We start from the raw sequence: 24,908 nt of genomic DNA, 5'->3' as shown, positions 1-24,908 counted from the left end.
TTTTTACTTCTGCCCATTCCTCTGGTTAAAAGGCAAAAGTAAATATCTTTGCATCTGGGCTGTGTCTGATAGCCCTAAAGAACCAGCACTATAACTAAATAAATAATTGAGTTGGTGGTATGTACTCACGCAAGCTTGTACACCCAAAAATTGAATAGCAAAACCCTGCATCCAGCGGGGTGCTTTTAAAGCCATACCAAGGATGATTAAACCTAATAAAGGAACTGCCAACAAGCCAAACCAAGAACGCACCCAAATTAATGTAGAAAGCAGTAGAAAACCGCCTAAAATTTTTAAACTCAAAGATGCTGCTTTAAAACTGCGGGAAGCTAAAATCAAAGCTGCACCAGCAATTGGCGGCCCCATTGGCCCTGCGGCGGCGACTAAACCGGGGCCAATGGGGCCGAGTGAGGTGGCGATACGATAAGTAGCTACACCGGAACCATTGCTAAAAATTTCTAACTTTTGAAACTGTCCGCCTAATACCAGCGCCATCAAACCGTGTCCCATTTCGTGAAACCAAGTTGCCAGGATAGTGAACGGGTATAAAATATAATCGCCGCCGGGAACTTGCCATAATACAGCTGTGGCGATCGCTGCTGCGACTAACCAATTTAGTCCCATACGTTCTACTTCTGGTGGGGCTTCTGTAGAGAGCAAGGTTTCAAAATGTTTTTTTGGTTCCTGCATGGCGCACTTTCCTGAATGTAATTACCCCAATAAATGGAGTGTATTTTCATCCATCCTAATCTAAGGAGGCAGGAGGCAGGAGGCAGAATCATTCTTTCCCTGTTCCCTGTTCCCTGTTCCCTGTCCCCTGTTACCTTTTTTTAGGTTAGTTGAAAGATAAATGTTACCAAATCACCTTTACCGAGGCTGATGCGATCGCCTGGGCGGAGACGGTGTCTGTTACCTGGTAATAATGGCAAGTTGTTAATATAAGTGCCATTGGAACTACCGACATCTTCTACATAGTAAGCATCTCCCTCAACGCGAATATCAGCGTGTATCCGAGAGACAATTTCCGAATTACTAAATCCTGAAACATCTATATCAGGAGGAATACGGTCATTGGGCTTGCCAATGTGAATTACCGAGAGACTTTGGGGTAATTCAATTTCGCGATCGCTTTGAATATGCACCACTCGCGCGGTAACTTGTTGTAATTGAGTTCTCGAAACACCGGCGGGAGCCGCTGGTGCGGGAGCCGTTTCTAGCTCTGGTTCCGGTGCTGGTGCGGGTTCTGGTTCTGGCGGTGGGCTAGGAATGGCAGCCTCAACAGCTACTGGTTCAGGTGCAACGGTTGGTGGTGGAGATGGGGGTGTGCTTTCGGCTGCTACAGCTGTTGGTGGTACAGCTACAGGCTGTTGGTTAATTCCTAAAGCATCTGGTTGTAATAGATCTAATAGTGGATCTGGTGTAACTAATGGTGGTGCTTGTACAGGAATTTCGGGAGCAACTGTAGCAGCAACAGCAGCAGGTGCCGCAGCGGAGTGGAGATTAAAGCCACATTGACCGCAGAAAGCAGCATCAGCCTGTACCGTTGCTCCGCAGTTGGGACAGTTACTAGTCGCTGGTAAAGGCGTATAGCAAGCTTCACACTGGACAGCGCCGTTGGGATTGGGATGATTGCAATTCGGGCAGACGATCATTGATTTTAGCCTTTGTTGAAGATCAGCGTTAGATAGTACTGGCAAGCAGAAACACCTCCATAGCGGCTTCTGCTTCCACCAATCGGCAGTTTTGCAAGGGGGCGATTCTAGCTTTCGATTTTAACAACTACTCTTTAGGAAGTTAAAAGTAGAAAGGCAAAAGTAAAAAGAATAGAGTCTTTTACCTTTTTACTTTTACCTTTTGACTTTAATTCGGCAATTCTGCCCCAGCGGCTGAATCGAGGAGCCACCAAAGTTCCCCTTGCGGACGAATTAAGCGAGATGGGTAGCTAAAGTCATCGGCTTCTGGTGCAAAGACTTTAGCTAAAGCTGGACGTTTATTAGCGCCAGCCACTACAAAAATCACGCTGCGGGCGGCGTTGATGAAGGGGTAAGTAAAGGTGATGCGGGGATTCCCGTCTTTGTTACCCACAGTAATCAAGCGATCGCTCACTTTTAGTGCATCTGTGTGGGGAAATAAAGATGCCGTATGGGCATCATCACCCATACCCAGCAATATGACATCCAACGCCGGGAATTCACCAGGAGCAGTATGAAAAAATTCTTGTAAATCCTGCTCATGCTTGGCAGCAGATAAGGCTGGATCAGCGTCTAAAGTTGGCATAGCGTGAATATTGGCGGCGGGAATATCAACCCGATCTAGCCATGCACGCCGCGCCATTAATTCATTGCTATCGGGGTGATCTGGGGGAACGTAGCGCTCATCTCCCCAAAAAACGTGAATTTTATCCCAAGGCAAATCTTTAGCAGCGATCGCTTCATATAAAGGCTTAGGTGTACTCCCACCAGATAAGGCAATCGTAAATTGCCCCCGTTGTGCAATGGCAGTTTCCAACTTCGATAAAATTAATTCCAGCGATCGCGCTACCAGCGCAGACTGATCTGATAGAATTTCTACCTGTTTATTCATGGCTTTATGATTACATAGCCGGCTTCCAGCAATACGATACCGAACTTCTGATCATCCCTCCTTTTAACTTTTGAAACTTTTAACATCATCAGTTAGGTGGGCAAAGTTTAACCTAATTCATGGTTATCATCTGTCAGGTTATTTTGTCCGTAGTCAGTGGTACTAACTGGGAAAAGGGGTGTAGGGGTGTAGGGAAATGAGATCCCCGACTTTTTCAAAAAGTCGGGGATCTGAAAACTGACTACTTCTCTCTCAAAGGTGTCCAATTACCAGAAGGCACAAACGCTGCCCAAAATCTGGGATGTTGATATTCTTCTGTTTTGAGTAAATCTAACTGTGCTGCACGCAAAGCTTCATGTCTTCCTTTACCTGCTTGCAAATTCTGGTAATACTTCATCATCAAATCTTTTGTTGCAGCATCATCCACCAGCCACAGACTTAACACTTGAGTTTGCGAACCAGCAATTACCAAAGCTCGACGCAAACCATACACACCATCGCCAACTTTGACATCTCCTCTACCAGTTTCACAAGCTGACAGCACCACTAACTGATTAGAACGCAAATCTAAACCAGCAACTTCCAGCGCCGTCAAAATACCGTCATCGGTGGTTATCACCTGATTACGCTTGTTTGCACCAGCTAAGGCTAAACCAGAACGCAACAAGGGGTTTTCTACTTCTAAAATCTTTTGTGGATTTGGTTTTTCTGGCAAATCTAATGATGTGTTGATATCTTGGGCAATATCCGCGATGAAAAAACCGTGAGTTGCCAAGTGGAGAATCACCGGACTATGTAATTGTTTAACTGCCGTTTCTGTGGCATTTTTGCCTAATAACAATTTGGCATTTGGCAAAACTTTTTTAATAGCGATCGCTTCATATTTAGTTGCAGCTAAGGGCAAAAATTCTAAAGTTGCCAAATTAATAGAGCGTTGATTTGGCAAGGTTTGTACACTAGGTTTTTTATTAGAGGTTACAGTTGTATTTTGATAGTCGTAGTCAATATCTGCCAGGACAACTGGAGCCGTAGCATTACTAAAATTTGACTGGAAACGTAATAAATCTCGCCCAGTTGTCAGGTAAGAAAATGAATAACGCTGAATTAAAAATTGGTCTTGCTCATCTTTGAGAGCTTCAAAAGGAATTAAGGTTAATTGTCCATCAGGAGAAATTAAAATATGCCGCGCATCACCCAACAAAGGACGAATAGGTGCGATTAATTTTTCATCTAAAGTGCGAGCCAGTTTGTTAAATGTTCTACCAATGGCTAATGCTGTGCGGAAATCTATTGCTAATTTATCAATTTCTGCGGCTTCACCTAAATCAAGCCATGTTGGTTGACCTTGAGAACGCAATACCGCCACCGCATAACGGGGTTTACCAAATTTTTCAGCTTCCGTTGTGGCTTTGACGTTGAATGGTTTGTACTGCACAATCTCTACCAAAGCTGCATCTTGAGGAATTTTTGCTTGAACAGCTAATAAATCGACTGGTTGAATTTGCTGACGAAATTCGGCACTTTGAACACTAATTTTTGCTTCCAGTTTTTCTTTTTCTGCTTCCAATTTTCCTATCTGCTCTGTTGGGTTAGCAGTTTGTTGTACTGACCGCGAAAAGACTAAGGCTGATAATTGCTGTTGTATTTGCAACCATTGAGTGAATAATTTTTGAGTTTCAGGATTTTTGTCTAATTTGCTGCGTAAGATTTGAATGCTGTCAGCTACGGCATCTAACACTAGCCCTTTGCGACGAAGTACAGTAGTTAGAGCCAGAGATGCTGCTGCTGGATTATTCCGTGCTTCTTGCAGAGCTAGGGAAACGGTAGCGTCAGTTGTCCCCGAAAAAGTCTTAATGTAGTCCTGCTTATTTTTTTCCGAGCCGACAGCAAAAATTAAATCAAGATTTTTTGCTTGAATGTCTAACCCACGATGCTGAAAATCAACAGCATGAACAATATCACCCTTTGCTTGATATAGAGAAGCCAAATTAGTCAAGTTAATGGCCACATCAGGATGTTGTTTTCCTAATACTTTTTCAAAAATGGCTAAAGCGCGGAGATGCAGAATTTCAGCTTGTTCATATTTACCTTGTGAACTATATAGTGCAGCCAAATTATCTAATTTATTAGCAACATCAGGATGTGATTTACCTAATATGTTTTCACTAATAGCTAAAGCACGGAGATACAAAGGTTCTGCTTTGGTAAATTTTCCTTGGGCATTATACAGTGCAGCCAAATTATTTAAAGTAATTGCAATATCAGGATGTGATTTACCATAAACCTTTTCATAAATGCCTAAAGCACGTAGATGCAGTGATTCTCCTTGTTCATATTTTCCCTGAGAATCATAAAATAATCCCAAATTATCTAAAATAGTTGCAAAATCAGGATGTGATTTACCCAGCAACTTTTTATAGATAGCCAGTGAGCGGAGATACAATAGTTCTGCTTGTTTAAATCTGCCTTGTAGACGATACAATCCAGCTAAATTATTTAAGCTAATAGCAACATCAGGATGTTCTTTACCATACAGCTTTTCATAGATAGACAAAGCACGCAGATGCAACGGTTCTGCTTGTTCATATTTGCCCAGTTTTCTATACAGTAAAGCTAAATTATCTAAGCTAGTAGCAATCTCACGATGTGATTTACCCAATAACTTTTCTTTGATAGCTAGTGAGCGGAGATACAGAGGTTCTGCTTGTTGATATTCTCCTTGTGCTTGATATAGTGCAGCCAAATTATTTAAATTAGTGGCAACAATTAGATTTTCTTGACCAAGCACTTTTTCTCTAATAGCTAATACATGTTTAGCTAAGGGGATAGCAGTACTGTATTTTCCTTCCTGGTATAACTTAATAACTTGTTGATTTAGTTCTTCAGCGTCCTTTAAGGCTGCTTGTTGCTCTGCGGAATATGTGGGGGTTTGCTGTTGCGCTATCCCTTTGACTGGAATACTTAACAGTAATCCTGGTGTTATTCCCGCCACCATTATCCAAGGTGCAAGACACACACCCGCAGCATTAATTGCACTGAATAACTTTTTCACAATTAACTCACAAGCATTTTGGTTCAGTTATGACATCAATCATGTCCGCTCTAAGAACCTTTTGCCAAGCTTTTGTTAAAAAACCAAAAACTCTCTCCTTACTCTCCGCGCCTCTGCGCCTCTGCGTGAGAAAACTCCACAAAATTTCTTGACACTTTAACCTCAAAGGTTCACTTTTCACCCTCAGAACCTCAACCTTCAACCTCAAAGGCTCAACTTTCACCCTCAGAACCTCAACCTTCAACCTCAAAGGCTCAACTTTCACCCTCAGAACCTCAATCTTCAACCTCAAAGGCTCACCTTTCAGCCTCAGAACCTCAACATCCAACCTCAAAGGCTCACCTTTCAGCCTTTTAACCTCAATGTTCAACCCTAAAGGCTCACCTTTCAGCCTTTTAACCTCAAAGTTTGAGTAAAAAGACCGAAGTATCTAGAGAAAGATGGTGCGTTACGGCTAATTTTCACTCTTTTAAGTTCCAAAATCTTTGTATAGCCGTAACACACCCTACTTAATATTTACTTTATAAATAACCTCTCACACTTCATACTTCAAAAAGATTTTCCCAGCCAGGAATAGCTTCGCGTTGAGCAATTAGTAATTCTTGAATGCCTTTTTCGGCAAAATCTAGCAGTTGATTCAATTGGGTACGACTAAAACTACCTTCTTCTGCTGTTCCTTGAACTTCAATAATTCCCAAATGATGATCCATCACGACGTTGAAATCTACTGTAGCTGCTACGTCTTCTGGGTAGTTTAAATCTAAATATGGCTCACCTTGTAATAAACCTACAGAAATTGCCGCCACTTGTCCAGATAAAGGCGATCGCTCTAACACCCCGCGCTGTAATAATTGGGAAATTGCCTGTGCTAAGGCGACAAAACCACCTGTAATGGCTGTGGTTCTCGTTCCTGCATCCGCTTGCAACACATCAGCATCCACCGTAATAGTCCGTTCTCCCAAAGCCTCAAAATCTATTGTTGCCCTTAAGCTGCGTCCAATTAAACGTTGAATTTCTTGAGTCCTACCAGATAATTTCAACAATTCTCGTTCTTGGCGCTGCTGGGTGGCTGCGGGTAACATCCGGTACTCAGCCGTTAACCATCCTTTACCACTTCCAGCTAAAAATCTCGGCACTCCCTCAGTCACAGTAACATTACAAAGTACTTGAGTATCACCGCATCTAGCCAGCACCGAACCAGGCGCAAAACGAGTAAAACCAGACTGAAAGCTCACAGGACGAAGCTCGTAAGGTTGTCTGCCATCGGGACGCTGCCATACCATTGGATTTGCCTCACAATTTTCATCTAGAATACTGCGTGAAGTATGAAGTGTGAAATTTTGTTTTTTAGCCTTTTGATTCAGCACTCGTCAGCAGATTGAGGATAGTTTGCTCTACCATATCAGGTACTTGATCACCGTTGATTGTTAATAGGCGGCGGCGACGGTCGTAATATTCTAAGATAGGGATTGTGCGATCGTAAAATATTTCCACTCGACGTTGGACAATTTCGGGTTGGTCATCTGGTAGAGAACGGCCTAGAGAACGGCTGACCATGATGGCTTGCGGTACTTGTAAATAAATTGCCCAATCTAACTTTTGTTCTAAAGTCTCCAATAAAAAATCTAGTTCTTCCGATTGAAAGGCCGTGCGGGGATAACCTTCTAAAATCCAACCACCAACAACATCAAGTTTTTTCAATCGCAGCCGCATTAATTCAATCATCATTTCATCGGGAACTAGCTCACCTCTGGCTACATAGGGTTGTGCATGGCGACCGAGTTCGCTATAGTTAGCGATCGCTTCTCGTAAAATTTCACCTGTAGAAATCTGAGGTATATCAAAGTGTCTACCCAGCCTTTGCGCTTGAGTGCTTTTACCTGATCCTGAACCTCCCAGAATCACTAATCTCACTTAATTTCACTCCTCATCTGGTAAAATTCATAACATTCTACTTTGTTTTGCCCAAACCAATAGTCTAGATCACACTCGGCTATTTTCATTTATTGCTCCTAAATTTTGCGATCGTGTTGCGACTAGTTTCATCCAAAAAATGAAAATGTCAATATCTCATCCCAATTTTGGATTTTGGATGATTTTTTTGTTCTAACCTTGTCCCTTTGACCTTCTTTTCCCTACACCCTTTATTTCCCTATTCCCCCTTCTTCCAGAACACGCTTGTCAAAATCAGGTTAATCATATAAATAGATTTGAACAACTCTCAGCAGAACTTATTTATTTTTTTGTAATTTTCTAAATTTTCCTTATGGTTGCCCAGTTAGAATCTCCCAGCAGCAATTCGTCACTTTCCTCACCAAACCCAGTAGAAGGACTCGTACAAGTTTTTACTAGCGCTCACCGTAACTTTTTTACTACGGTGATGGCTCAAGCCTTGAGAATTGCTGGTCAAGGCACATCAGTATTAGTAGTACAGTTTCTCAAAGGCGGTATTGGTCAAGGACAAGATAAACCAATTCAGTTAGGACAAAATCTCGACTGGATACGCTGTGATTTACCCCGCTGTATCGATACACCACAACTAGACGAAGCCGAAAATCAAGCTTTACAACAGTTGTGGCAACATACTCAAAATGTCGTCTACGCAGGTAAATATGCCCTAGTTGTTTTAGATGAGTTAAGTTTAGCCATTAACTTTGGTTTAATTCCCGAAGCCGATGTGTTAGCTTTCTTAGCAAAACGTCCGCCCCACATCGATATCATTCTTACAGGGCCAGAAATGCCCAAATCCCTGTTAGATGTCGCCGACCAAATTACTGAAATTCGCCGCAGCCACCGACCCTAAAGGACACTGTTCACGATATTCTAGTAGTTCGGTTGGAATTACCTGTGAACTTGTGATTAAGAACGATAAATGGATTACGGAAATGGCTCAAAAAGGCATGATTTCACCTTTTGAGCCAAGCTTAATCCGAAAAGTACAGAAAGAGACATCCGTAGATGCTCAACCCGTTATCAGCTACGGTCTTTCTTCCTATGGCTACGATATCCGCCTCTCCCCCGCCGAGTTTCGGATTTTTCGCCACATACCAGGAACTGTGGTTGACCCCAAAAACTTTAATCCCCACAATTTAGAGTCAACACCACTACATACAGATGTAAATGGCAGTTACTTTATTTTGCCTGCTCATTCTTATGGATTGGGTGTGGCTTTAGAACGGCTAGAGGTTCCCGATAATATTACAGTAGTTTGTATAGGTAAAAGTACGTATGCACGCTGTGGTATAATTGCAAACTTAACTCCTGCGGAAGCTGCGTGGCGCGGGCATTTAACTCTAGAATTTTCCAATTCTTCTAGTGCAGACTGTCGTATATATGCCAATGAAGGTGTAGTGCAGTTACTCTTTTTAGAAGGAGAACCCTGTGCAATTAGTTACGAAGCAAGACAGGGTAAATATCAAGATCAGTTAGAGATTGTCACTATAGCTCGCGTATAGTTGAAATTCAAAACCACAGGTTATAGTTAATTTTACCTGTGGTTTTTATGTTTATTGTGTGCGTAGACACAAAGCGGCTTGTTGTTATACATCGCATCATTAATATTGAATCTGTTGCCTGATCATCGCAGCTTAGGTTTGTGAGCAAAATCCAGTAACCGCATTTGAATAAGCAGGTAATAGAATACTATAAACATAGCTGCGGAAAAGATTTGTCCTCCCCAGCCATGATGCCAAAACTCAAATGATCTTCCATCCCAATAAGCAACGACAATTGCCAGTAATGCAATCCGAGCAGTGTTAAAACTGAAAGCTACAACACATCCCAAAAAGCTGATTGTTAATGTTTGAAAGACTTTTAGTCTGTAACCCATACCTATTAACAGACTAGTCATCAGCATCAAGACAATCAAATCAAATCCGTTACAACCCCATCCTATATCTACGCCACCCGTGGGTAATTTTACTAATGTTCCATCTAAAATACTGGGATAACCTATGGCGTGAAGTGCTAAATTAACACTCCAAGCTTGAATGTGATCCATTGTTCTTTCTGGAGTCAAGGCTTGCCATATATATGATGCTACAAAGTAAATCCCCGGATATATACTTGTAACCATCAAAAAAATTGGACGTTGATAGCTTTTAAAGAATTGTATTCCCCAAGAGCTAAGGGCAATACCTGCTAAAATTCCTAACCAAATTAATGCTTGAGACCAACCTTTATGCAGACTAAAAGGGAAAATGCCAAATCCAAATAAAATCAAACTATGGCCGATTCGTCGCTCTATTGCTACCGGATTTAACTTAGCAATTTGAGGTTTCTGTTCCCATAACTCCTGTAATGCTAAATAAGCAGCAGTAACTGTCAATAATGGAAATGTACTACCACCAATCAGGAAATTTATTAGTGTCTTTAACCAAAAAAATAAGTAGTAATATAAACCTACAAATAAACCACACAAAACTATTAGACTATGTTTTTTTACTAAATAAATTAATAATATTTTCTTGATTGTATAAGCATATTTTTTATAGATATTCAAAGGAATTAAAACCTCCTCTTTATTAACTATTAATTAGGCAAAGTAAAATACGGTTTTAGCCTAATGCACAGTAATCTGTAGTAGTGAGTTAGCCGTAGGAGTTATATTTTTTCTGACAAATCAGATCGAAAGTATGCGCCTAACACACCCTACAAAAATGTTATTTTTACTTTATGAATAGACTCTTCCTTGAAAGTTTAGGCAGAATATAAATTTGCTCCAGTGATAAATTAATCTACTTCTCACTGTTTACCCTTGGAAGTAATCAGTCATTTATTTCATTTCAATTTGCTTTGAAGCTTGACGATTTTTGCATATTAAGCCTATACCTAAAGCAGCTAATCCTGGTATTAAAACAGGAACAGGTACTTGTTTTTGGTTATATCCTTGCTTTGTATCTATTGGTTTTGAGTTATTTGGTTTACCTATATTTGTTAGCTTGGGATTGCTTGGGTTATTTGCATAGGTATTACTATTACCTGAATTTTGGCTACGGGAACTATTTGAACTTCTAGCCCATGTTGGCCAGGGTATAAACCCTAAAATCCATTGCATTTCCAAAGTTCCTGACCGTCTTGAATTTATCTGTTCGGTTTGAGTTGGTTTGTTTTGAGCTAGTGTATGAGATTGAGGAACAAATACCATACCTGTAGCTATAGAAGTAGTGACCGCTATGCTTGCACATACGGGTTTAAATTTCATAAATTATTTTTCTCCTCAAAAATGTTTACTGAATAAGTATTTAGATTTCTTTAGTCAGAATTTTTACAAAAATATTAATTACTATTCATCTATCTATTGATATATAACCGCCAATTTATGACTCACTCGGTAGTTATACAGCAGGTTGTAGGTTTGTTGCCCAATTTTTACTTCTTCCTAATTCTCAACTGCTATTTTTTTCTTTAATGCTATTTTTTGCTACTTAATTTATTTGTAGCCTTTTATAGAATTTATACTGAATACTGGACTCTATTTTCTAATTCTATGTAATCAACACCTCCTAAGAAGAGAAAATCTAGAGTCAAAACTTATAAAATATGACGTGAATTTTCAAACATTGTTGCCAAAGGTTGCGCCTGTGTCCAAAAAAATAGTTTTAGTCAGTAATTATATTAATTCTCTGCAAGATTACTGACTATAGACAAGAAAATAAGATTATGCCTACTAACTGCGATCGCACATCATGACTCTAAGAAACCAAAACATCCTGTAATTTCGCCACCATCTCGGCTCGTGCTGATACTTCTAGCTTGCGAAACATCCGCTTTAAAGCCTGTTTCACAGAGTTTTGCGTAATCCAAAGTTTTTCACCAATTTCTGCGTTAGTTAAACCTTGCGCCACCAATTCCGCAATTTCTAACTCCCGTGGTGTCAAGCGGCTAACTAACGGTGAAGTTGTGGGTTTTGCCCTTAAAGTTGCAATTTTGGCTGACAAATGCAAGCATACAGCACTCAAGTCAGCTAAGTCGTTGCCATCAAAAGCAGGCTGGCCGCGATCGCGTGCTAAGTGTAATGTACCAATCAACTGACCATCGCAAACAATTGGCCCAGTCATCACATGTTCGTGGTCAGAACGAGAGCAAAAATGTTTCCAGTCTCCAGGTGATAATAACAATTGCTCATGGGCGGGAGCGTGACGCTCAACTACATAGCGCCCAACGGGATTACCCTCTAAACATACAGAAGGAATAGCCGGAATATTAATTTCTGTTGCTGCTTGGTCATCTAAAAGATAGATACCCCAATGCTGTACGCCAAAATGCTCGCTAATTTTATCCTTCAGAGCTAGATGTAGCTCTTGCTCATTACGGACAGTAGCGATCGCACCAAATACAGCATGAAGAGAATTAGCCATAAGTGTACCCAAAGTGTACCCCATTGGGGACTATGCTCTACTCAACAATTACTTCTATGCTAATACCAGCAACAATAAAACGCTATTATCACTGGATACGCTAGGAGAAGCACATGACAGTTACCAAACTCTCTGCTCAGGAACTTTTCCGAGCTGCTTATGAAAACCGTTACACATGGGATAACAATTTCCCCGGTTATACCGCAGATGTTACCTATAAGTATGACGATAAAGTTACTACAGGTAAAGTAATCATCAATGCTGATCTCAAGGCGGAAGTTCTGGGAGTAGAAGACGAAGCCGTAAAAAAAGCCATCCACGGTCAAGCTTGGGAAATCGCTATTCACCGCATCCGTCGCAGCTTTGAAGATACCCACAGCGAAAACACCTTTAGCTATGGTGACACTGACTTAACTGATGCAGTGGAGATTTTAGTTGGTGGTAAAGGTTCTGGCGATAAATATAAAGTCCGCAATAACGAAGTTTGTCTGGTTCACCGTCAAATTCATGGCATTTTCGTCACTATCAACACCTTCAGCAGCCACCAAACTGGCGAAGGTTACTTGTCTCACACCTACGATTCTGTTTACCATGACCCCAAAACTGGCGAACAAAAGGGTGGTAGAAGCGAATTCACCGATGAATATGAAAAAGTAGGCAAATACTTCATTCTCAACCGTCGGGAAATTCGCACAGAAACCAACGGACATCTAAATATTCAAGAATTTATTTTCTCGAATATTCAGTTGTTGGAACCTGCTGCTTAAAAAAGTTTCTGTCCCCCTCCCACCTGGAGAAGTTGATTAAACTAAAAGCGATCGCACTGGTGATGTTAGGGCGATCGCTTTTAATATTTGGGTAGAGTGATGCAGTGAATTACTTGCAGGATTCACCATTTTCGCGCTCTTGTTATGTCTTAGCACTAATGCGCGTCACAAAGAACTATCTTCCACAGCACAGGATAAAAATCATGAGATACCCCAAGGAGGGTAGATGCAATCATGTCATTTGTCCCGTGCATTCAATAACTATTAGGCAGTAATAATTGCTGAAGTCACTTGTCCTGGGATGACTGGATTTTTCAATGGGGTGCGCTGCTGCTGAGATTGGCGCATTTGATCAGAATTTAGCTGCTTTCTTTTCTCACTGGCTAAAAGCAGTTTTGCCAACGGGAAGCATTTTATCTACCTCAATTTACTCTCAGGAGATATTTTTCTCGTTAGATGTAAGCAAGCTTTCAGCTATCAGCGGCCAGTGAAACAGTCAAAAGCTGACGGCTGAATGCTGAAAGCCTTTTAAGCCATTTGATTTTCAATCGCCCACCGCGCTAATTCAGTGCGGTTGTGGAGATTGGTTTTGCCCAACATATTGGACACATGGCTTTCAACGGTACGCTGACTAACATTTAATTCTTCAGCAATTTCTCTGTTCGCTAAACCCCTAGCTACAAACTGGACTACTTTCAGTTCGGTGGGAGTTAACTGCACATCAAAGGGAACCTGAATACGGGAACCGTTTTCTCCGCCTTTGGCTTGGTGTTCCTTCCAACGGATAGTTTGTTTCAGCGAAGATTCTACTTGTGCAACGAGTTCTTCTGGTTCAAAAGGCTTGACCATATAGACATCAGCACCTTTATTTAAACCTTTCACTCGGTCTGCACTTTGCCCTTTGGCTGACAAAAACAGCACGGGAATCCAACTAGTGCGTTCATTTTGCCGGACTTGTTCTACAAAAGTGTAACCGTCCATTTCCGGCATCATTACGTCACAGATGATCATATCTGGAACGTCATGCTCTAGAATTTCTAGAGCCTCACGTCCATTTTCCGCAGTGACGACTTCATATCCTCTAAATTCCAAGTAATCCTTCACCAGCAAGATGAGGTTAGGGTCGTCATCAATTAGTAGAAGGCGTTTGTGATCTTTCATGCTGGGCTCTTTCATAGCAGTGGCACTTGTCGCGCTTCGGTCCATCAAGGTCTTGAATGGTTATCCTTAATATGGTGGATTTATCGAGATGTTGTCTTTTTTCCCACTTAACTTGCCTTTGCTTCCTCGAAGTCTCAAAAGCGGTTATCACCTTATTTAAGACCACTAGCTCATCGGCAAAAGTCCGGTAAGGATACGTAGAGCAGTAGTAATTATAATGCGCTATTATATATCGCTTTGAAAGTGGCGGGTGAAAAAACACTGATTAAATAATAATCGTCTGCCATTCACTAGTAAGTATTGGCTTCAGATGACCCTAGCTTTATAACAACTCGCACTTTCATCAGCGTACTGCTTTACTATATCCTGCGGATGTGAAGCCTTATCAGATGTTAACAAGCAAGTAGGGGAATTTCCGGCAAAGATGGGTTAAAAATGCAAATTCTTCTACCACCATGATGCCGATCAAGTATGTTTGGATGATCCTCTCAATAACTTGCAAATTTGCTTGGCGATACCAGACACCACCATCCGAGCAGACAACCATTATCTGTCTAGAACAACAAAGTGGCAAGCAATTGTCTTGAATTGTCAAGATACAGAAGGGTAAACTTTCATAGCTTTTAATCAAGTTTTAGTTCTTGAAGTAGCTAATGGAGGCCTTCCCAGAACTACCCACTAACTTGCTGTTAACCGTAGTTAGCAACAATGTGGTCAGCATACATAAAAATATGTCGCTGATTTTTGGCAATTCCTAAAATTTTTACACAATTACTTAAGGTTTTCTTGTTGTCTACATGTTTAATGGCTGTGTCGATGTGATGGTTTTTTGAATCTTGGTATTGTTACTCATGATTCAGATCCCTGTTTACTGTTCTATAACAATTTCCAAGCTTTGCAAATAAAGTTGACCATATAAAAATATTCGTAACTTACTGATGAAAATCAGAAAATTAAACTTAATTAGGTACTTATACTTAAGTGAACTTCCGATTACTGAAGGTGGGGAGTGGGGAAATGAGCAGAGGGGCAGGGGTGTAGAGGTGTAGAGGAGATGGGGAGTACTTTGCAGTAAAGCAAAGAGAAATTTTTATCCCCTCCGCTCCCTTGCTCCTCTGCCTTCTTCCAACAGTTCGGGAACCCGTACATCAGAAAATGTTGCCATTGCAGGCTTTACTTCGGTAAATTAGCACTCAGGAGTTGAGAGTGCTAACTCTGGAGAAAAAATTTTATGGCAGCTGTATCTTTAAGCGTATCTACAGTTAAACCTTTGGGCGATCGCGTTTTCGTAAAAGTAAGCGCATCGGAAGAAAAGACCGCTGGTGGTCTATATTTGCCTGACACCGCCAAAGAAAAGCCCCAAGTAGGGGAAGTTGTTGCTCTTGGCCCTGGCAAGCGTAACGATGACGGTAGTCGTCAAGAGTTGGAAGTCAAAGTTGGCGATAAAGTGCTGTACTCCAAGTACGCTGGCACAGACGTGAAACTCGGCACCGATGAATACGTACTGCTTTCTGAAAAAGACATTCTAGCAGTAGTTAGTTAGTCAAAAAGTCAATGGTCAACAGTCAATCGTCCCTAGACAAATGACAAATGACAAATGACAAGTGACACACATCAAATGACACAGGAAGATTAACAACTATGGCAAAGCGCATTATTTACAACGAAAACGCACGTCGCGCTCTAGAGCGAGGCATGGACATTTTAGCTGAGGCTGTAGCTGTAACCCTCGGCCCTAAAGGTCGCAACGTAGTTCTAGAGAAGAAATTCGGCGCACCGCAAATCGTGAACGACGGTGTGACCATCGCTAAAGAAATTGAATTAGAAGACCACGTTGAAAACACTGGCGTTTCTTTGATTCGTCAAGCTGCTTCTAAAACCAATGACGCTGCGGGTGATGGTACTACAACCGCTACCGTGTTGGCTCATGCAATTGTGAAAGAAGGTTTACGGAACGTAGCAGCAGGCGCTAACGCCATCCTGTTGAAGCGCGGTATCGATAAAGCCACCATATTTTTGGTAGAAAAAATTGCCGAACACGCTCGTCCTGTAGAAGATTCCAAAGCTATTGCTCAAGTTGGTTCTATCTCTGCCGGTAACGACGATGAAGTCGGTCAGATGATTGCTCAAGCAATGGACAAGGTGGGTAAAGAAGGCGTAATTTCCCTAGAAGAAGGGAAATCCATGACCACCGAATTGGAAATCACTGAAGGGATGCGCTTTGACAAAGGCTACATCTCTCCTTACTTCGCCACCGATCCTGAACGGATGGAAGCAGTATTTGATGATCCTTATTTACTGCTAACCGATAAGAAAATCGCTTTAGTACAAGATTTAGTACCTGTTCTTGAGCAAGTTGCCCGTCAAGGCAAACCCTTGGTAATTATTGCTGAAGATATTGAAAAAGAAGCTTTGGCAACCTTGGTTGTTAACCGCCTGCGTGGTGTGCTAAACGTAGCTGCTGTGAAAGCTCCTGGATTTGGCGATCGCCGCAAAGCTATGCTAGAAGACATCGCTATCCTCACTGGTGGTCAACTCGTCACCGAAGATGCTGGTCTGAAGCTAGAAAACACCAAGCTTGATGGTTTAGGTAAAGCTCGCCGCATCACCATCACCAAAGACAACACCACAATTGTTGCTGAAGGTAACGAAGCTGGCGTTAAAGCTCGCATCGAACAAATTCGTCGTCAAATGGACGAAACCGAATCTTCCTACGACAAAGAAAAACTCCAAGAACGTCTGGCTAAATTGGCTGGCGGTGTAGCTGTAGTCAAAGTTGGTGCAGCCACCGAAACCGAAATGAAAGACAAAAAACTGCGCCTCGAAGACGCTATCAACGCTACCAAAGCAGCGGTAGAAGAAGGTATCGTTCCTGGTGGTGGTACAACTCTGGCTCACCTCGCTCCTCAACTAGAAGAGTGGGCTAAAGCTAATCTCAAAGATGAAGAGTTGACTGGTGCTTTGATTGTCTCTCGTGCGTTACCAGCACCTCTGAAGAGAATTGCTGAAAACGCAGGTCAAAATGGCGCTGTCATTGCTGAACGCGTTAAAGAACAAGAATTCAACGTTGGTTTCAATGCTGCTACTAACGAATTTGTAGATATGTTAGCAGCTGGTATCGTTGACCCCGCTAAAGTAACTCGTTCCGCACTGCAAAACGCTGCTTCTATTGCTGGTATGGTGTTGACAACCGAATGTATCGTTGTTGACAAACCAGAACCCAAGGATGCTGCTCCTGCTGCTGGCGCTGGTATGGGCGGTGGCGATTTCGATTACTAATACTCTGTAGTCACATAAATAAAAAACAGCTGCTTCCGCAAGGGAGTGGCTGTTTTTTTATTAGCGATTTCGCAGCACATAGGAGAATTAATACTGTATTAAGCAGTGTGCTATAAATAGCATGAACTTCTATACAATATTGCTGCATTTTAATTATGGCTTTAATGCTTCCAGAGTCAATTTCATTAAATTATAGCCAAGGTGAAATAAATTTATTTCAATTACTTAGTAATCAGCTGCCAGATGATTTTCATGTTTGGCATAAACAAATTATTTATGGTAAAAATATCGATTTCCTTATTCTTTCTCCTAATTTTGGAATACTTATCATTCAAGTTATTAGTTACTATCCTAATCAAATCGCCAATATAAACATAGATAATAAGTCTATAAGTTTTTATAAAGAAAATCAAGATAAAAATAATGTACAGCAGTCTCCCACTCACATATATTTAGATATTCCTAATAGAAAAACACGTAAACGTTCACAACCAGTTCAGAAAGTATCTGAAATTTATCAATACTCTTGGTATCAAGAACAAGAATTTTTAAACCACATCATTCTTCAACTACAAAATTATCCAGCTCTTAAGCAAGATGATATAGATAATATCAATAAATTAGCTTTACCTGTTGAATATAGTATTGTTTTTTCTAATATTACTGAATCTCAAGCACTAGAAAAAAATATCAACCAAATTTTTCCACAATTTCAAGCAATATATAGGGATGAGTTACTATCATTTCATAATAATATGAACTTATTATCTAGATTAAAAAAAATTTTTACTCATCAATTTTATTATCCCTACCTTACTTGTGATCAAATTAGCACCATCAAAGCTGTTATATTTCCTGAAATTGCTATCAAACTTGTACCAGCATCTTCTCACAGTGTTGCTGAAGGGGTTAAACTCCAGAATGGAAGTTATGTGTATAAAACCTTAGACTATCGCCAAGAACGTATAGTTAGAAGTATAGGTCAAGGACACAGAATCATTTATGGTGTTGCAGGCTCAGGAAAAACTTTAATACTTCTATCTCATGCTAAATTATTATTAAAAATAAATCCTAACCAAAAAATTTTAATTCTTTGTTTTAATAGAAGTCTTTCTGGTTATCTAAATTCCTTACTTGATCAAGATATAAATAATCACTATTTCACTAGAATCATAAGAGTTTTAACCTTTTATTCTTGGTTTAGTTCAGAAATTAAAACAGTACCCTCTAAAGGTGGTTTTTCTACTGATTATTATGAGCATATTTTAGGGGAAATACTTTTTGAAAAAATTTCTACCTTTTCGGATTCCGATAAGTATGATGCAATTTTAATAGACGAAGCACAAACATTTCATCCTACTTGGTTTAAGTGTTGTGTTGCTGCTTTAAAAGATCAAAATAATGGAAATTTAATGATTGTTGCAGATGGAGGACAATCTATTTACAAGCGACAAAATTTTACTTGGAAATCAGTAGGAGTAAAAGCAGTCGGTAGAACCATTAATAAAAAATTTCAACTTGATAAAAACTATCGAAATACACAAGAAATATTAAGTGCTGCATGGAGCATATTTCAAGATAGCAACAATATTAATTTTGAGAATATTAATGATAATATTTTTACTGATAAAACTTTAATCTTTGATATTGTTAAACCTCAAGATGCTATACGTCATGGTTTATCTCCTATTCTACATATTGAAGAATCAGACAATCAACAATTAGCATCTATTATAAAAGTAATTAAAGAATTAAAGGCAGACGGTTTATGTTTAAATGAAATAGCTGTAATATATAAAACGGCAGATGATAATAAAAAAATATTAATTACTGAACTCATTCAAAAATTAACAAGTATAGGAATTGAAACGTATTGGATTTCTAACAACAGAGAATCTGAAAAGCAGTATAGTATAAACCAGTCAGGTATTAAAATTGTAAGTGGAATGAGTGCGCTTGGTTTAGAATTTAAAGTTGTTTTAATTCTTTGGGCTCAGGACTGGGAATTTAACATACCTGCACTATCTGAAAATGATGTATTAATTGCTAGAAAACTTTATGTAGCTATGACTCGCGCCCAAGATATATTAAATATTTTTGGCTCTGGTAATTCTAAGCTAGTTCAAGAATTGCAGAATAGTGGAAACTTTATAGTTAGATATTAATAATAAAATAGTTATCAAATAAGCCCAGAATAAAAACTTGAGTTACGATAACGCTTGTAAATATTTAGCCGAGCAGTACCCAGCAGAGTTTGTACGCTGGTTATTAGGTGTAGAGCCACAACAAATTGAAGTATTAAAAACTGAACTAACACTTGAGCCAATTCGCGCTGATTCTGTAACATTTCTGCGTACAGATAATCGAATTTTGCATATTGAATTTCAAACTATAACAACTTCCACTCCTGCGCTTAACTTCCGAATGCTTGATTATTCTGTGAGGTTGAAGCGTCAATATTGATGTCTTGTAGTGCAAGTATTGATATTTCTCCAAGAAACTACTAACGAAGTAGCGTTCACTGAAGAATATCGAGACGACACAACAATTCATTACTATCGTGTTGTGCGCTTGTGGGAGCAAGAATCAACACAATTTTTGTCAAATCCTGCATTTTTACCGTTAGCACCTCTCACTCGAACTACCTCACCCCAAGGATTGCTTGCACAAGTAGCTGAACAAGTCGCTACAATTTCGGATAGGGAAGAAAGACAAAATATTGCTGGTTGCGTAGAAATTTTGGCGGGTTTACGGTTTGAAAAAGATTTGATTCGTCAATTGTTAAGAGAGGATATCATGAAAGACTCTGTAATTTATCAAGATATTGTTCAAAAGGAAGCATTGAAACTAATTAGCCGTTTATTGAAACGTCGTTTTGGTGCTCTCAACACATCATTATTGGATAGGGTTCGTAGTTTATCTGCTGAACAATTGGAAGAATTAGGAGAGGCGCTATTAGATTTTTCGGAAGTGGCTGATTTGGAAATTTGGTTAAATCAGCAAAATTAGGTTTTATAAATATATGAAAGCAGCTACTTTTTGAAGGTAGCTGTTTTTTATTAGAACTGCAAAGGCGCAGAGGACACAGAGTAGTAAGTAAAGTTACACTTAAAGCTAATTTTGCTATGAGTGTTTACGTCTTATGTCAGAGTTAACAGATGCTTTAGATAGAGTTGTCAATTGGTTGCAACGACATAAACCATTGTACGCATCTGCTCTACAAACTGGGCTTTCTGATGAGGAGATTGAAGAAAAGGTCAAAGATTTACCGTTTCGCTTAACGAGAGAAGTTTATGAACTTTATCAATGGCGTAATGGCATGATTGATGAAGATAGTAGTTTTTTCTATAATTACCGATTTCTGCCATTAGAAGAAGCTGTAGAAGTACAGAAGATAGTGTTAGATAATTATGGTTTTGTATTGCCTTTTGGCTGGTTCCCTATATTTGAATTTGAAAATGATGGTTTTGCTATTATAGGTGCTGAAGAAATTACAGAAAACTCGCCGATACTGAATTACACTTTGAGAGATGAGATACGGTATAGCAGTTTAACTAACATGATGCAGTGTATAGCTGAATGTTATGAAACTGGTGCTTATTATATAGATGAAAGTGGTGATTTTAAAAAAGATGCTATTTTAGCAAATTCTATATTACAAAAGTATGAACCAGAATTACACTATATCGCCGAAGCTAGATTTGAAGTAATTAATGTTCCTGATGGTTCTCAGGTAATAACTAAGTATCACTCTGACGATCATATTTTAGAAACTAGTGTTATTAGCAATAAAGGAAATATAAAAGAATTAACACGTTATTTTCAAGGCAGAGTCGTTGAACATAGAACATCAAGTTATGAAGTCGCGGATTTTTATAGTTATCGTTGTGACGAATATTGGTTGAATGATTATGTAAAAGATGAAAGATTTGAAGTTGAGTATCAATATAAATGTGTGATGAGTAAAATTGAGCGAAGATATAGGACTAGTATTTGATTTTTGAAAATGATCCGTACATCTGGAGAGACGGAAAATCAAAGAGAGTGTTTTTAATGAACCACTCAAACATCCACTTAAGATGAGAAAATGTTGGGATTAAAGCACAAAAACGTCGCACCCAAGTTTTTGCTTGCAACCAAACATCTTCTATGGGGTTTTGGGAGGGACAGTTAGGAGCAAAGCGGACGCAATAAATTTTCCATTGCTCTAGAGGTAAACCTTGGTTAATAGATGCTAAAAAATTTTGAATTTCTTTTGAACGATGATAACTAGCTCCATCCCAAAAAATGAGTAATTGTTGGTTAGGTGACTCTTCTAGTAAATAGCTGAGATAATCAATCGTATTTTTTGAATTAGCTGTATCGTAAGTTTTCAACAATAAATTCTTATCTAGATAGTCAACTGCTCCACCCTGAAGTTTGTTTATCTCGTTCGTTACTAATTGGAATGCTTATTTCTTGGTCAGTTCTACCCCAAACATATCCAATGCTATCTCCCCAAAGTAAATGACACTCATCTAATAGCAAGACTCTCAATAGACCGGCTTCTATATCTTCTCGGCGGCTTGCCAACAGTGATGAAATCTCTTTTTTTTTGCGGCGACTGCTTCTTCATTAACTTTTAGATTTGCAGAAGAAGTCTTCTTCCATCCTTATCCTGCTGCATCAAACAAGTCATAATAACTCCGTTTTGATTCATAAATTACATCATATTCAAAAGCCAATTTATACTCAAGTTCGCCAAGTTCCCAACATTCCTTTGTTTGTAACCAAGCTAGTACTTCTTCTCTTTGTTGAGTATTCAGGTGGCTTTTTCTCCCTTTGTGTTTCAAGCGCAGTCCTAGAATTCCATCTTTCTCATAGGCTTGTTTCCATATTGTGATTGAACCAAGTGAAACATCTAAAATTGTTTGAATTTCCTCATACTTGTAGCTTTGATAAACCAGCTTCACTGCCAATGCCTTTCTTACTTCCCGCGCATCTGGACGTTCATCTATAAATTCTTGTAGTTCTGCTATTTTAGATTGTAGCTCCTGGTTTATCATTGTTAGCTATTAGACAAGACTGTTTCTCAGTATTATCTCGTAGTCTTTTTCAAAAATCAAATATGATTCCTATATATTAATGGAATGTTGAAACAGGAGATTATTCATCCAGATAAACCGCGCGATCGCACTCTCCTTATCTTTACTTTAATTTTCACATTATTGATTCTACCAATTATTAATTTTTTCGCAATTATATTTGTTAGACAAACAAATCGTGAGCGAAACTAAATATAATTCAAATTATACTCTTTATTTGATCAATCAAAGCTTAAATTCAACTTATAACCAAAAGCTCATCGAGCTTGGTTTTTAACTCTGGCGATACCATCAGAGGATTATAAATTTCTCCCTGATAAGGTTGCCATATATAACCAAAGCTAAATTGTCGAAAAATAGGTAATATTTCTACTTCTCGCTCAATTATTTGGGATAAAACTAATCCAGGAACAGATAAATTAGGTAAGTCTTCAATTAATTCACTATATGTTCTGAATTCATCAACTTCTACACCTACTAAGGCATAACGAAATGCAGGAGCAGTGCGTAGTTTTTGATATAGTAAAATACCCAAATCTGTCATTAAATAAGCACTTTCTGGGCTATTGATTCCTACTTCACTAATATTATTTGGGTAAACACGACACCACCAATTGCTTTCTATATCTTGAAAGGTGTCTACTTGAAATAGGCATGAACTACCATTTGAGAGTATCAATATTTGCCCCATAAAATGTTGAGCTAATTTATGAGCAGTGCTTTCATCAGAACCACATTCTGCTGATAAACTAAATATCCATGCCATATTTTTAGCCTCCTGTCCTCATTGTTTTAATCAACTCTCTGCCAATAGTTTTTGGTATTTGCTAACGCTAATTCGTACCTTTCTAAAAACATTGTAACTCTCGGTACAATGCTAACGTGGGTTGGGCTATCTTGAATAGCTTGTAAATCTCCAGTAATATCACTATCATCAATTTGCCACAGTGGATCTTTTCCAGTTCCACCAAATTGTTGAGGTTTACGAAATGCTGGTAAAGCTTCAATAGATAAAGAAACGGACATTCCCTTTGTATCTTTGATGGCGACAGTAACAAGCTCTCCTCGAACCTCACGTTCTGACTCTGCTAACAAATAGCCTTGCTCATCAAGATAACCTATAGGCATTTGCTCAATGTTTATATCAATACCTGGTCTAATTCCTAATAGTCTGGCACTTCGACCTATTTTGGGTTTGCCATTTTGCGTTGCCATCCCACGATAGTAGAGTTTTGCCATACACGAATAATGCAAAATTTAAATATAATCAATATGCGTTTTATAGATACACCTTTCACAAAAAAATCATGAGCGAAATTGCTAATAAAAAATAATCGGTGCAGATTCTCTACACCGATCGCACTACTTGTGCATAATTTAATTGTGATTGAACCTGACATTTCCCTCACGCTATGGCTGAAGCTTGGGGTTTAGCAAAAATCATGCGTCCGGCGGAGGTTTGTAAGGCGCTAGTGACTACTACCCGCAGTTCACCCCCTACATAACTACTACCTTCTTCCACAACAACCATTGTCCCGTCATCTAAATAACCAATACCTTGACTTGGTTCTTTCCCTTCTTTGAGAATTTTCAGGTCGAGGTTGTCACCGGGTAAATAAGTAGGACGGACGGCGTTGACTAAATCGTTGACGTTCAACACGGGTACTTTCTGCACGCTGGCTACTTTCGACAAGTTGTAGTCGTTGGTTAGCAATATCGCGTTGATTTCTTGGGCAAAGCGGACTAATTTCGCATCGACTGTTGCAATATCATCGTAGTCAATGGGGTTAATTAAGATGCGATCTGGATAATCTTCTTTAATACGGTTGAGAATTTCTAAACCGCGTCTTCCCCGCACCCGCTTTTGGTCTTTGCTGGCATCAGCTACTTGCTGCAATTCCTGTAATACAAATTGTGGTACGATAATTGCCCCTTCTAAAAACCCTGTTTCTAGTAGTGCTTCAATACGACCATCAATAATACAGCTAGTATCTAAAACTTTGGTATTTGCAGGTTTTAATGTACCTTCTGCTACCATTGTTTCCACGGTGTTGGGATTAATTAATCGCAACAAGCCTCGCCCGTGAGTGTCTGCCAAATTCATGCCTGTAACGGCTAAAATAATACTGCCAACAACTGCTACCAAGGGTTTGATAAAACTAAAGTCGGGTGGTATGGGTAGCAAAAATAGTGGAGCCAGCATTAAGTTTGCTAGTAGTAAGCCAATGACTAATCCAATGGCACGCGTTAAGATGACTTCCAGTGGCATTTCGCGGACTTGTGCTTCTAGGCGGCGATAAGTCGTCTGGAAACTCAGTCCAACTGCACCGCCAATAATAGCGGCAAAGACGGCAACAGTGAGGCGTAAAGCTTCTAGGTTGGTCACTCGATCTAGGGTGCCATCAGGTAGCAGATCGGTGCTGTAGAAACCTATGCCTGCTGCTGCCAGAATGAATGAGAGAATAATAATGGCATCAAGCATGGTTGTTTTGTTTTCCTGCAATTGTTTTACCCGATAAAGTCAAATGCTTTTGATTTCATCGCTAAGACACAATAATGAATATTGACTTAGACTAAGGTGTGAAGCAGGGAATATCTGCAAATATTATAACTAAAGACCTTT

General features: G+C 39.6%; 21 protein-coding genes and 2 pseudogenes. 8 read left to right on the top strand and 15 right to left on the bottom strand.

Features of this window, described 5'->3' with window-relative positions:
- Positions 1–3: 3 nt before the first annotated feature.
- The 7 genes from NCWK1_RS11165 to NCWK1_RS11130 form a co-directional block, all read right to left on the bottom strand.
- The gene (locus NCWK1_RS11165) at positions 4–690 is read right to left on the bottom strand and encodes a M50 family metallopeptidase (protein ID WP_103124755.1); all 687 of its coding nucleotides are present in this window, start codon (positions 688–690) and stop codon (positions 4–6) included.
- A 140-nt stretch (positions 691–830) separates the two neighbouring features.
- Positions 831–1,652: an FHA domain-containing protein gene (locus tag NCWK1_RS11160; protein ID WP_103124754.1), complete on the bottom strand. Its 822-nt coding sequence runs from the start codon at positions 1,650–1,652 to the stop codon at positions 831–833.
- 208 nt (positions 1,653–1,860) lie between these two features.
- Positions 1,861–2,583: a 6-phosphogluconolactonase gene (gene pgl / locus NCWK1_RS11155; protein WP_103124753.1), complete on the bottom strand. Its 723-nt coding sequence runs from the start codon at positions 2,581–2,583 to the stop codon at positions 1,861–1,863.
- Between the two features lie 241 nt (positions 2,584–2,824).
- Complete coding sequence (locus tag NCWK1_RS11145; RefSeq protein ID WP_245894879.1) at positions 2,825–5,635, bottom strand: CHAT domain-containing tetratricopeptide repeat protein; 2,811 nt, start codon at positions 5,633–5,635, stop codon at positions 2,825–2,827.
- A gap of 7 nt (positions 5,636–5,642) precedes the next feature.
- Positions 5,643–6,005 (bottom strand): hypothetical protein, encoded by a 363-nt coding sequence (locus NCWK1_RS11140; RefSeq protein WP_103124752.1) that lies wholly within the window; start codon positions 6,003–6,005, stop codon positions 5,643–5,645.
- 172 nt (positions 6,006–6,177) lie between these two features.
- Positions 6,178–6,918: a ribonuclease PH gene (rph, locus tag NCWK1_RS11135; RefSeq protein ID WP_096584761.1), complete on the bottom strand. Its 741-nt coding sequence runs from the start codon at positions 6,916–6,918 to the stop codon at positions 6,178–6,180.
- 64 nt (positions 6,919–6,982) lie between these two features.
- The gene (locus NCWK1_RS11130; RefSeq protein ID WP_096575625.1) at positions 6,983–7,549 is read right to left on the bottom strand and encodes an adenylate kinase family protein; all 567 of its coding nucleotides are present in this window, start codon (positions 7,547–7,549) and stop codon (positions 6,983–6,985) included.
- A 352-nt stretch (positions 7,550–7,901) separates the two neighbouring features.
- Between NCWK1_RS11130 and NCWK1_RS11125 the strand changes: the two genes are divergently transcribed.
- Both NCWK1_RS11125 and dcd read left to right on the top strand, forming a co-directional pair.
- On the top strand, positions 7,902–8,438 hold the full coding sequence (locus NCWK1_RS11125) for a P-loop NTPase family protein (protein ID WP_096575623.1): 537 nt from the start codon (positions 7,902–7,904) through the stop codon (positions 8,436–8,438).
- 82 nt (positions 8,439–8,520) lie between these two features.
- Positions 8,521–9,090: a dCTP deaminase gene (gene dcd, locus NCWK1_RS11120; protein ID WP_222838781.1), complete on the top strand. Its 570-nt coding sequence runs from the start codon at positions 8,521–8,523 to the stop codon at positions 9,088–9,090.
- 122 nt (positions 9,091–9,212) lie between these two features.
- Here the strand turns inward: dcd and crtC are convergent, their stop codons facing one another.
- The 3 genes from crtC to NCWK1_RS11105 form a co-directional block, all read right to left on the bottom strand.
- Entirely contained in the window at positions 9,213–10,136 is a 924-nt protein-coding gene (gene crtC / locus NCWK1_RS11115) for a cyanoexosortase C (RefSeq protein ID WP_187308119.1), read from the bottom strand.
- A 273-nt stretch (positions 10,137–10,409) separates the two neighbouring features.
- Positions 10,410–10,838: a hypothetical protein gene (locus NCWK1_RS11110; RefSeq protein WP_096575617.1), complete on the bottom strand. Its 429-nt coding sequence runs from the start codon at positions 10,836–10,838 to the stop codon at positions 10,410–10,412.
- Positions 10,839–11,328: 490 nt separating this feature from the next.
- Positions 11,329–11,994 (bottom strand): helix-turn-helix transcriptional regulator, encoded by a 666-nt coding sequence (locus tag NCWK1_RS11105; RefSeq protein ID WP_103124750.1) that lies wholly within the window; start codon positions 11,992–11,994, stop codon positions 11,329–11,331.
- 113 nt (positions 11,995–12,107) lie between these two features.
- Here NCWK1_RS11105 and NCWK1_RS11100 point away from each other — a divergent pair, with 113 nt between their 5' ends.
- Positions 12,108–12,761, top strand: a complete 654-nt coding sequence (locus NCWK1_RS11100) for a DUF3386 domain-containing protein (protein ID WP_103124749.1) — start codon at positions 12,108–12,110, stop codon at positions 12,759–12,761.
- A 528-nt stretch (positions 12,762–13,289) separates the two neighbouring features.
- Here the strand turns inward: NCWK1_RS11100 and NCWK1_RS11095 are convergent.
- Positions 13,290–13,967, bottom strand: coding sequence for a response regulator transcription factor (locus NCWK1_RS11095; RefSeq protein ID WP_015113911.1), 678 nt, complete (start codon positions 13,965–13,967; stop codon positions 13,290–13,292).
- 1,186 nt (positions 13,968–15,153) lie between these two features.
- Between NCWK1_RS11095 and groES the strand changes: the two genes are divergently transcribed.
- The 5 genes and pseudogenes from groES to NCWK1_RS11070 all read left to right on the top strand — a co-directional run bounded on the left by groES (position 15,154) and on the right by NCWK1_RS11070 (position 21,198).
- The gene (groES, locus tag NCWK1_RS11090; protein ID WP_096575611.1) at positions 15,154–15,465 is read left to right on the top strand and encodes a co-chaperone GroES; all 312 of its coding nucleotides are present in this window, start codon (positions 15,154–15,156) and stop codon (positions 15,463–15,465) included.
- A 98-nt stretch (positions 15,466–15,563) separates the two neighbouring features.
- A complete protein-coding gene (gene groL, locus NCWK1_RS11085; RefSeq protein ID WP_096575609.1) occupies positions 15,564–17,201 on the top strand; it encodes a chaperonin GroEL in 1,638 nt (545 codons plus the stop codon).
- Positions 17,202–17,356: 155 nt separating this feature from the next.
- A complete protein-coding gene (locus tag NCWK1_RS11080) occupies positions 17,357–19,366 on the top strand; it encodes a DEAD/DEAH box helicase (protein ID WP_096575607.1) in 2,010 nt (669 codons plus the stop codon).
- A gap of 37 nt (positions 19,367–19,403) precedes the next feature.
- Positions 19,404–20,210 (top strand): annotated as a pseudogene (locus NCWK1_RS11075) (Rpn family recombination-promoting nuclease/putative transposase).
- A gap of 133 nt (positions 20,211–20,343) precedes the next feature.
- The gene (locus NCWK1_RS11070; protein WP_103124748.1) at positions 20,344–21,198 is read left to right on the top strand and encodes an SMI1/KNR4 family protein; all 855 of its coding nucleotides are present in this window, start codon (positions 20,344–20,346) and stop codon (positions 21,196–21,198) included.
- Here the strand turns inward: NCWK1_RS11070 and NCWK1_RS11065 are convergent.
- The 4 genes and pseudogenes from NCWK1_RS11065 to NCWK1_RS11050 form a co-directional block, all read right to left on the bottom strand.
- Positions 21,188–22,246, bottom strand: a pseudogene (locus NCWK1_RS11065) (IS630 family transposase). The gene NCWK1_RS11070 and the pseudogene NCWK1_RS11065 sit on opposite strands and share 11 nt — an antisense overlap.
- 277 nt (positions 22,247–22,523) lie before the next feature.
- Positions 22,524–23,051, bottom strand: coding sequence for a hypothetical protein (locus NCWK1_RS11060; RefSeq protein WP_103124747.1), 528 nt, complete (start codon positions 23,049–23,051; stop codon positions 22,524–22,526).
- A gap of 26 nt (positions 23,052–23,077) precedes the next feature.
- Positions 23,078–23,524, bottom strand: a complete 447-nt coding sequence (locus NCWK1_RS11055) for a Tse2 family ADP-ribosyltransferase toxin (protein ID WP_096575599.1) — start codon at positions 23,522–23,524, stop codon at positions 23,078–23,080.
- Positions 23,525–23,690: 166 nt separating this feature from the next.
- Positions 23,691–24,767, bottom strand: a complete 1,077-nt coding sequence (locus NCWK1_RS11050) for a PIN/TRAM domain-containing protein (protein ID WP_103124746.1) — start codon at positions 24,765–24,767, stop codon at positions 23,691–23,693.
- Positions 24,768–24,908 lie beyond the last annotated feature (141 nt).

The sequence above is a fragment of the Nostoc cycadae WK-1 genome, assembly GCF_002897135.1.
In the GTDB taxonomy this organism is placed as follows: Bacteria; Cyanobacteriota; Cyanobacteriia; order Cyanobacteriales; family Nostocaceae; genus Nostoc_B.
The sequence above is the reverse complement of the archived record's forward strand: the minus strand, read 5'-3'. Positions and strand labels throughout refer to the sequence as shown.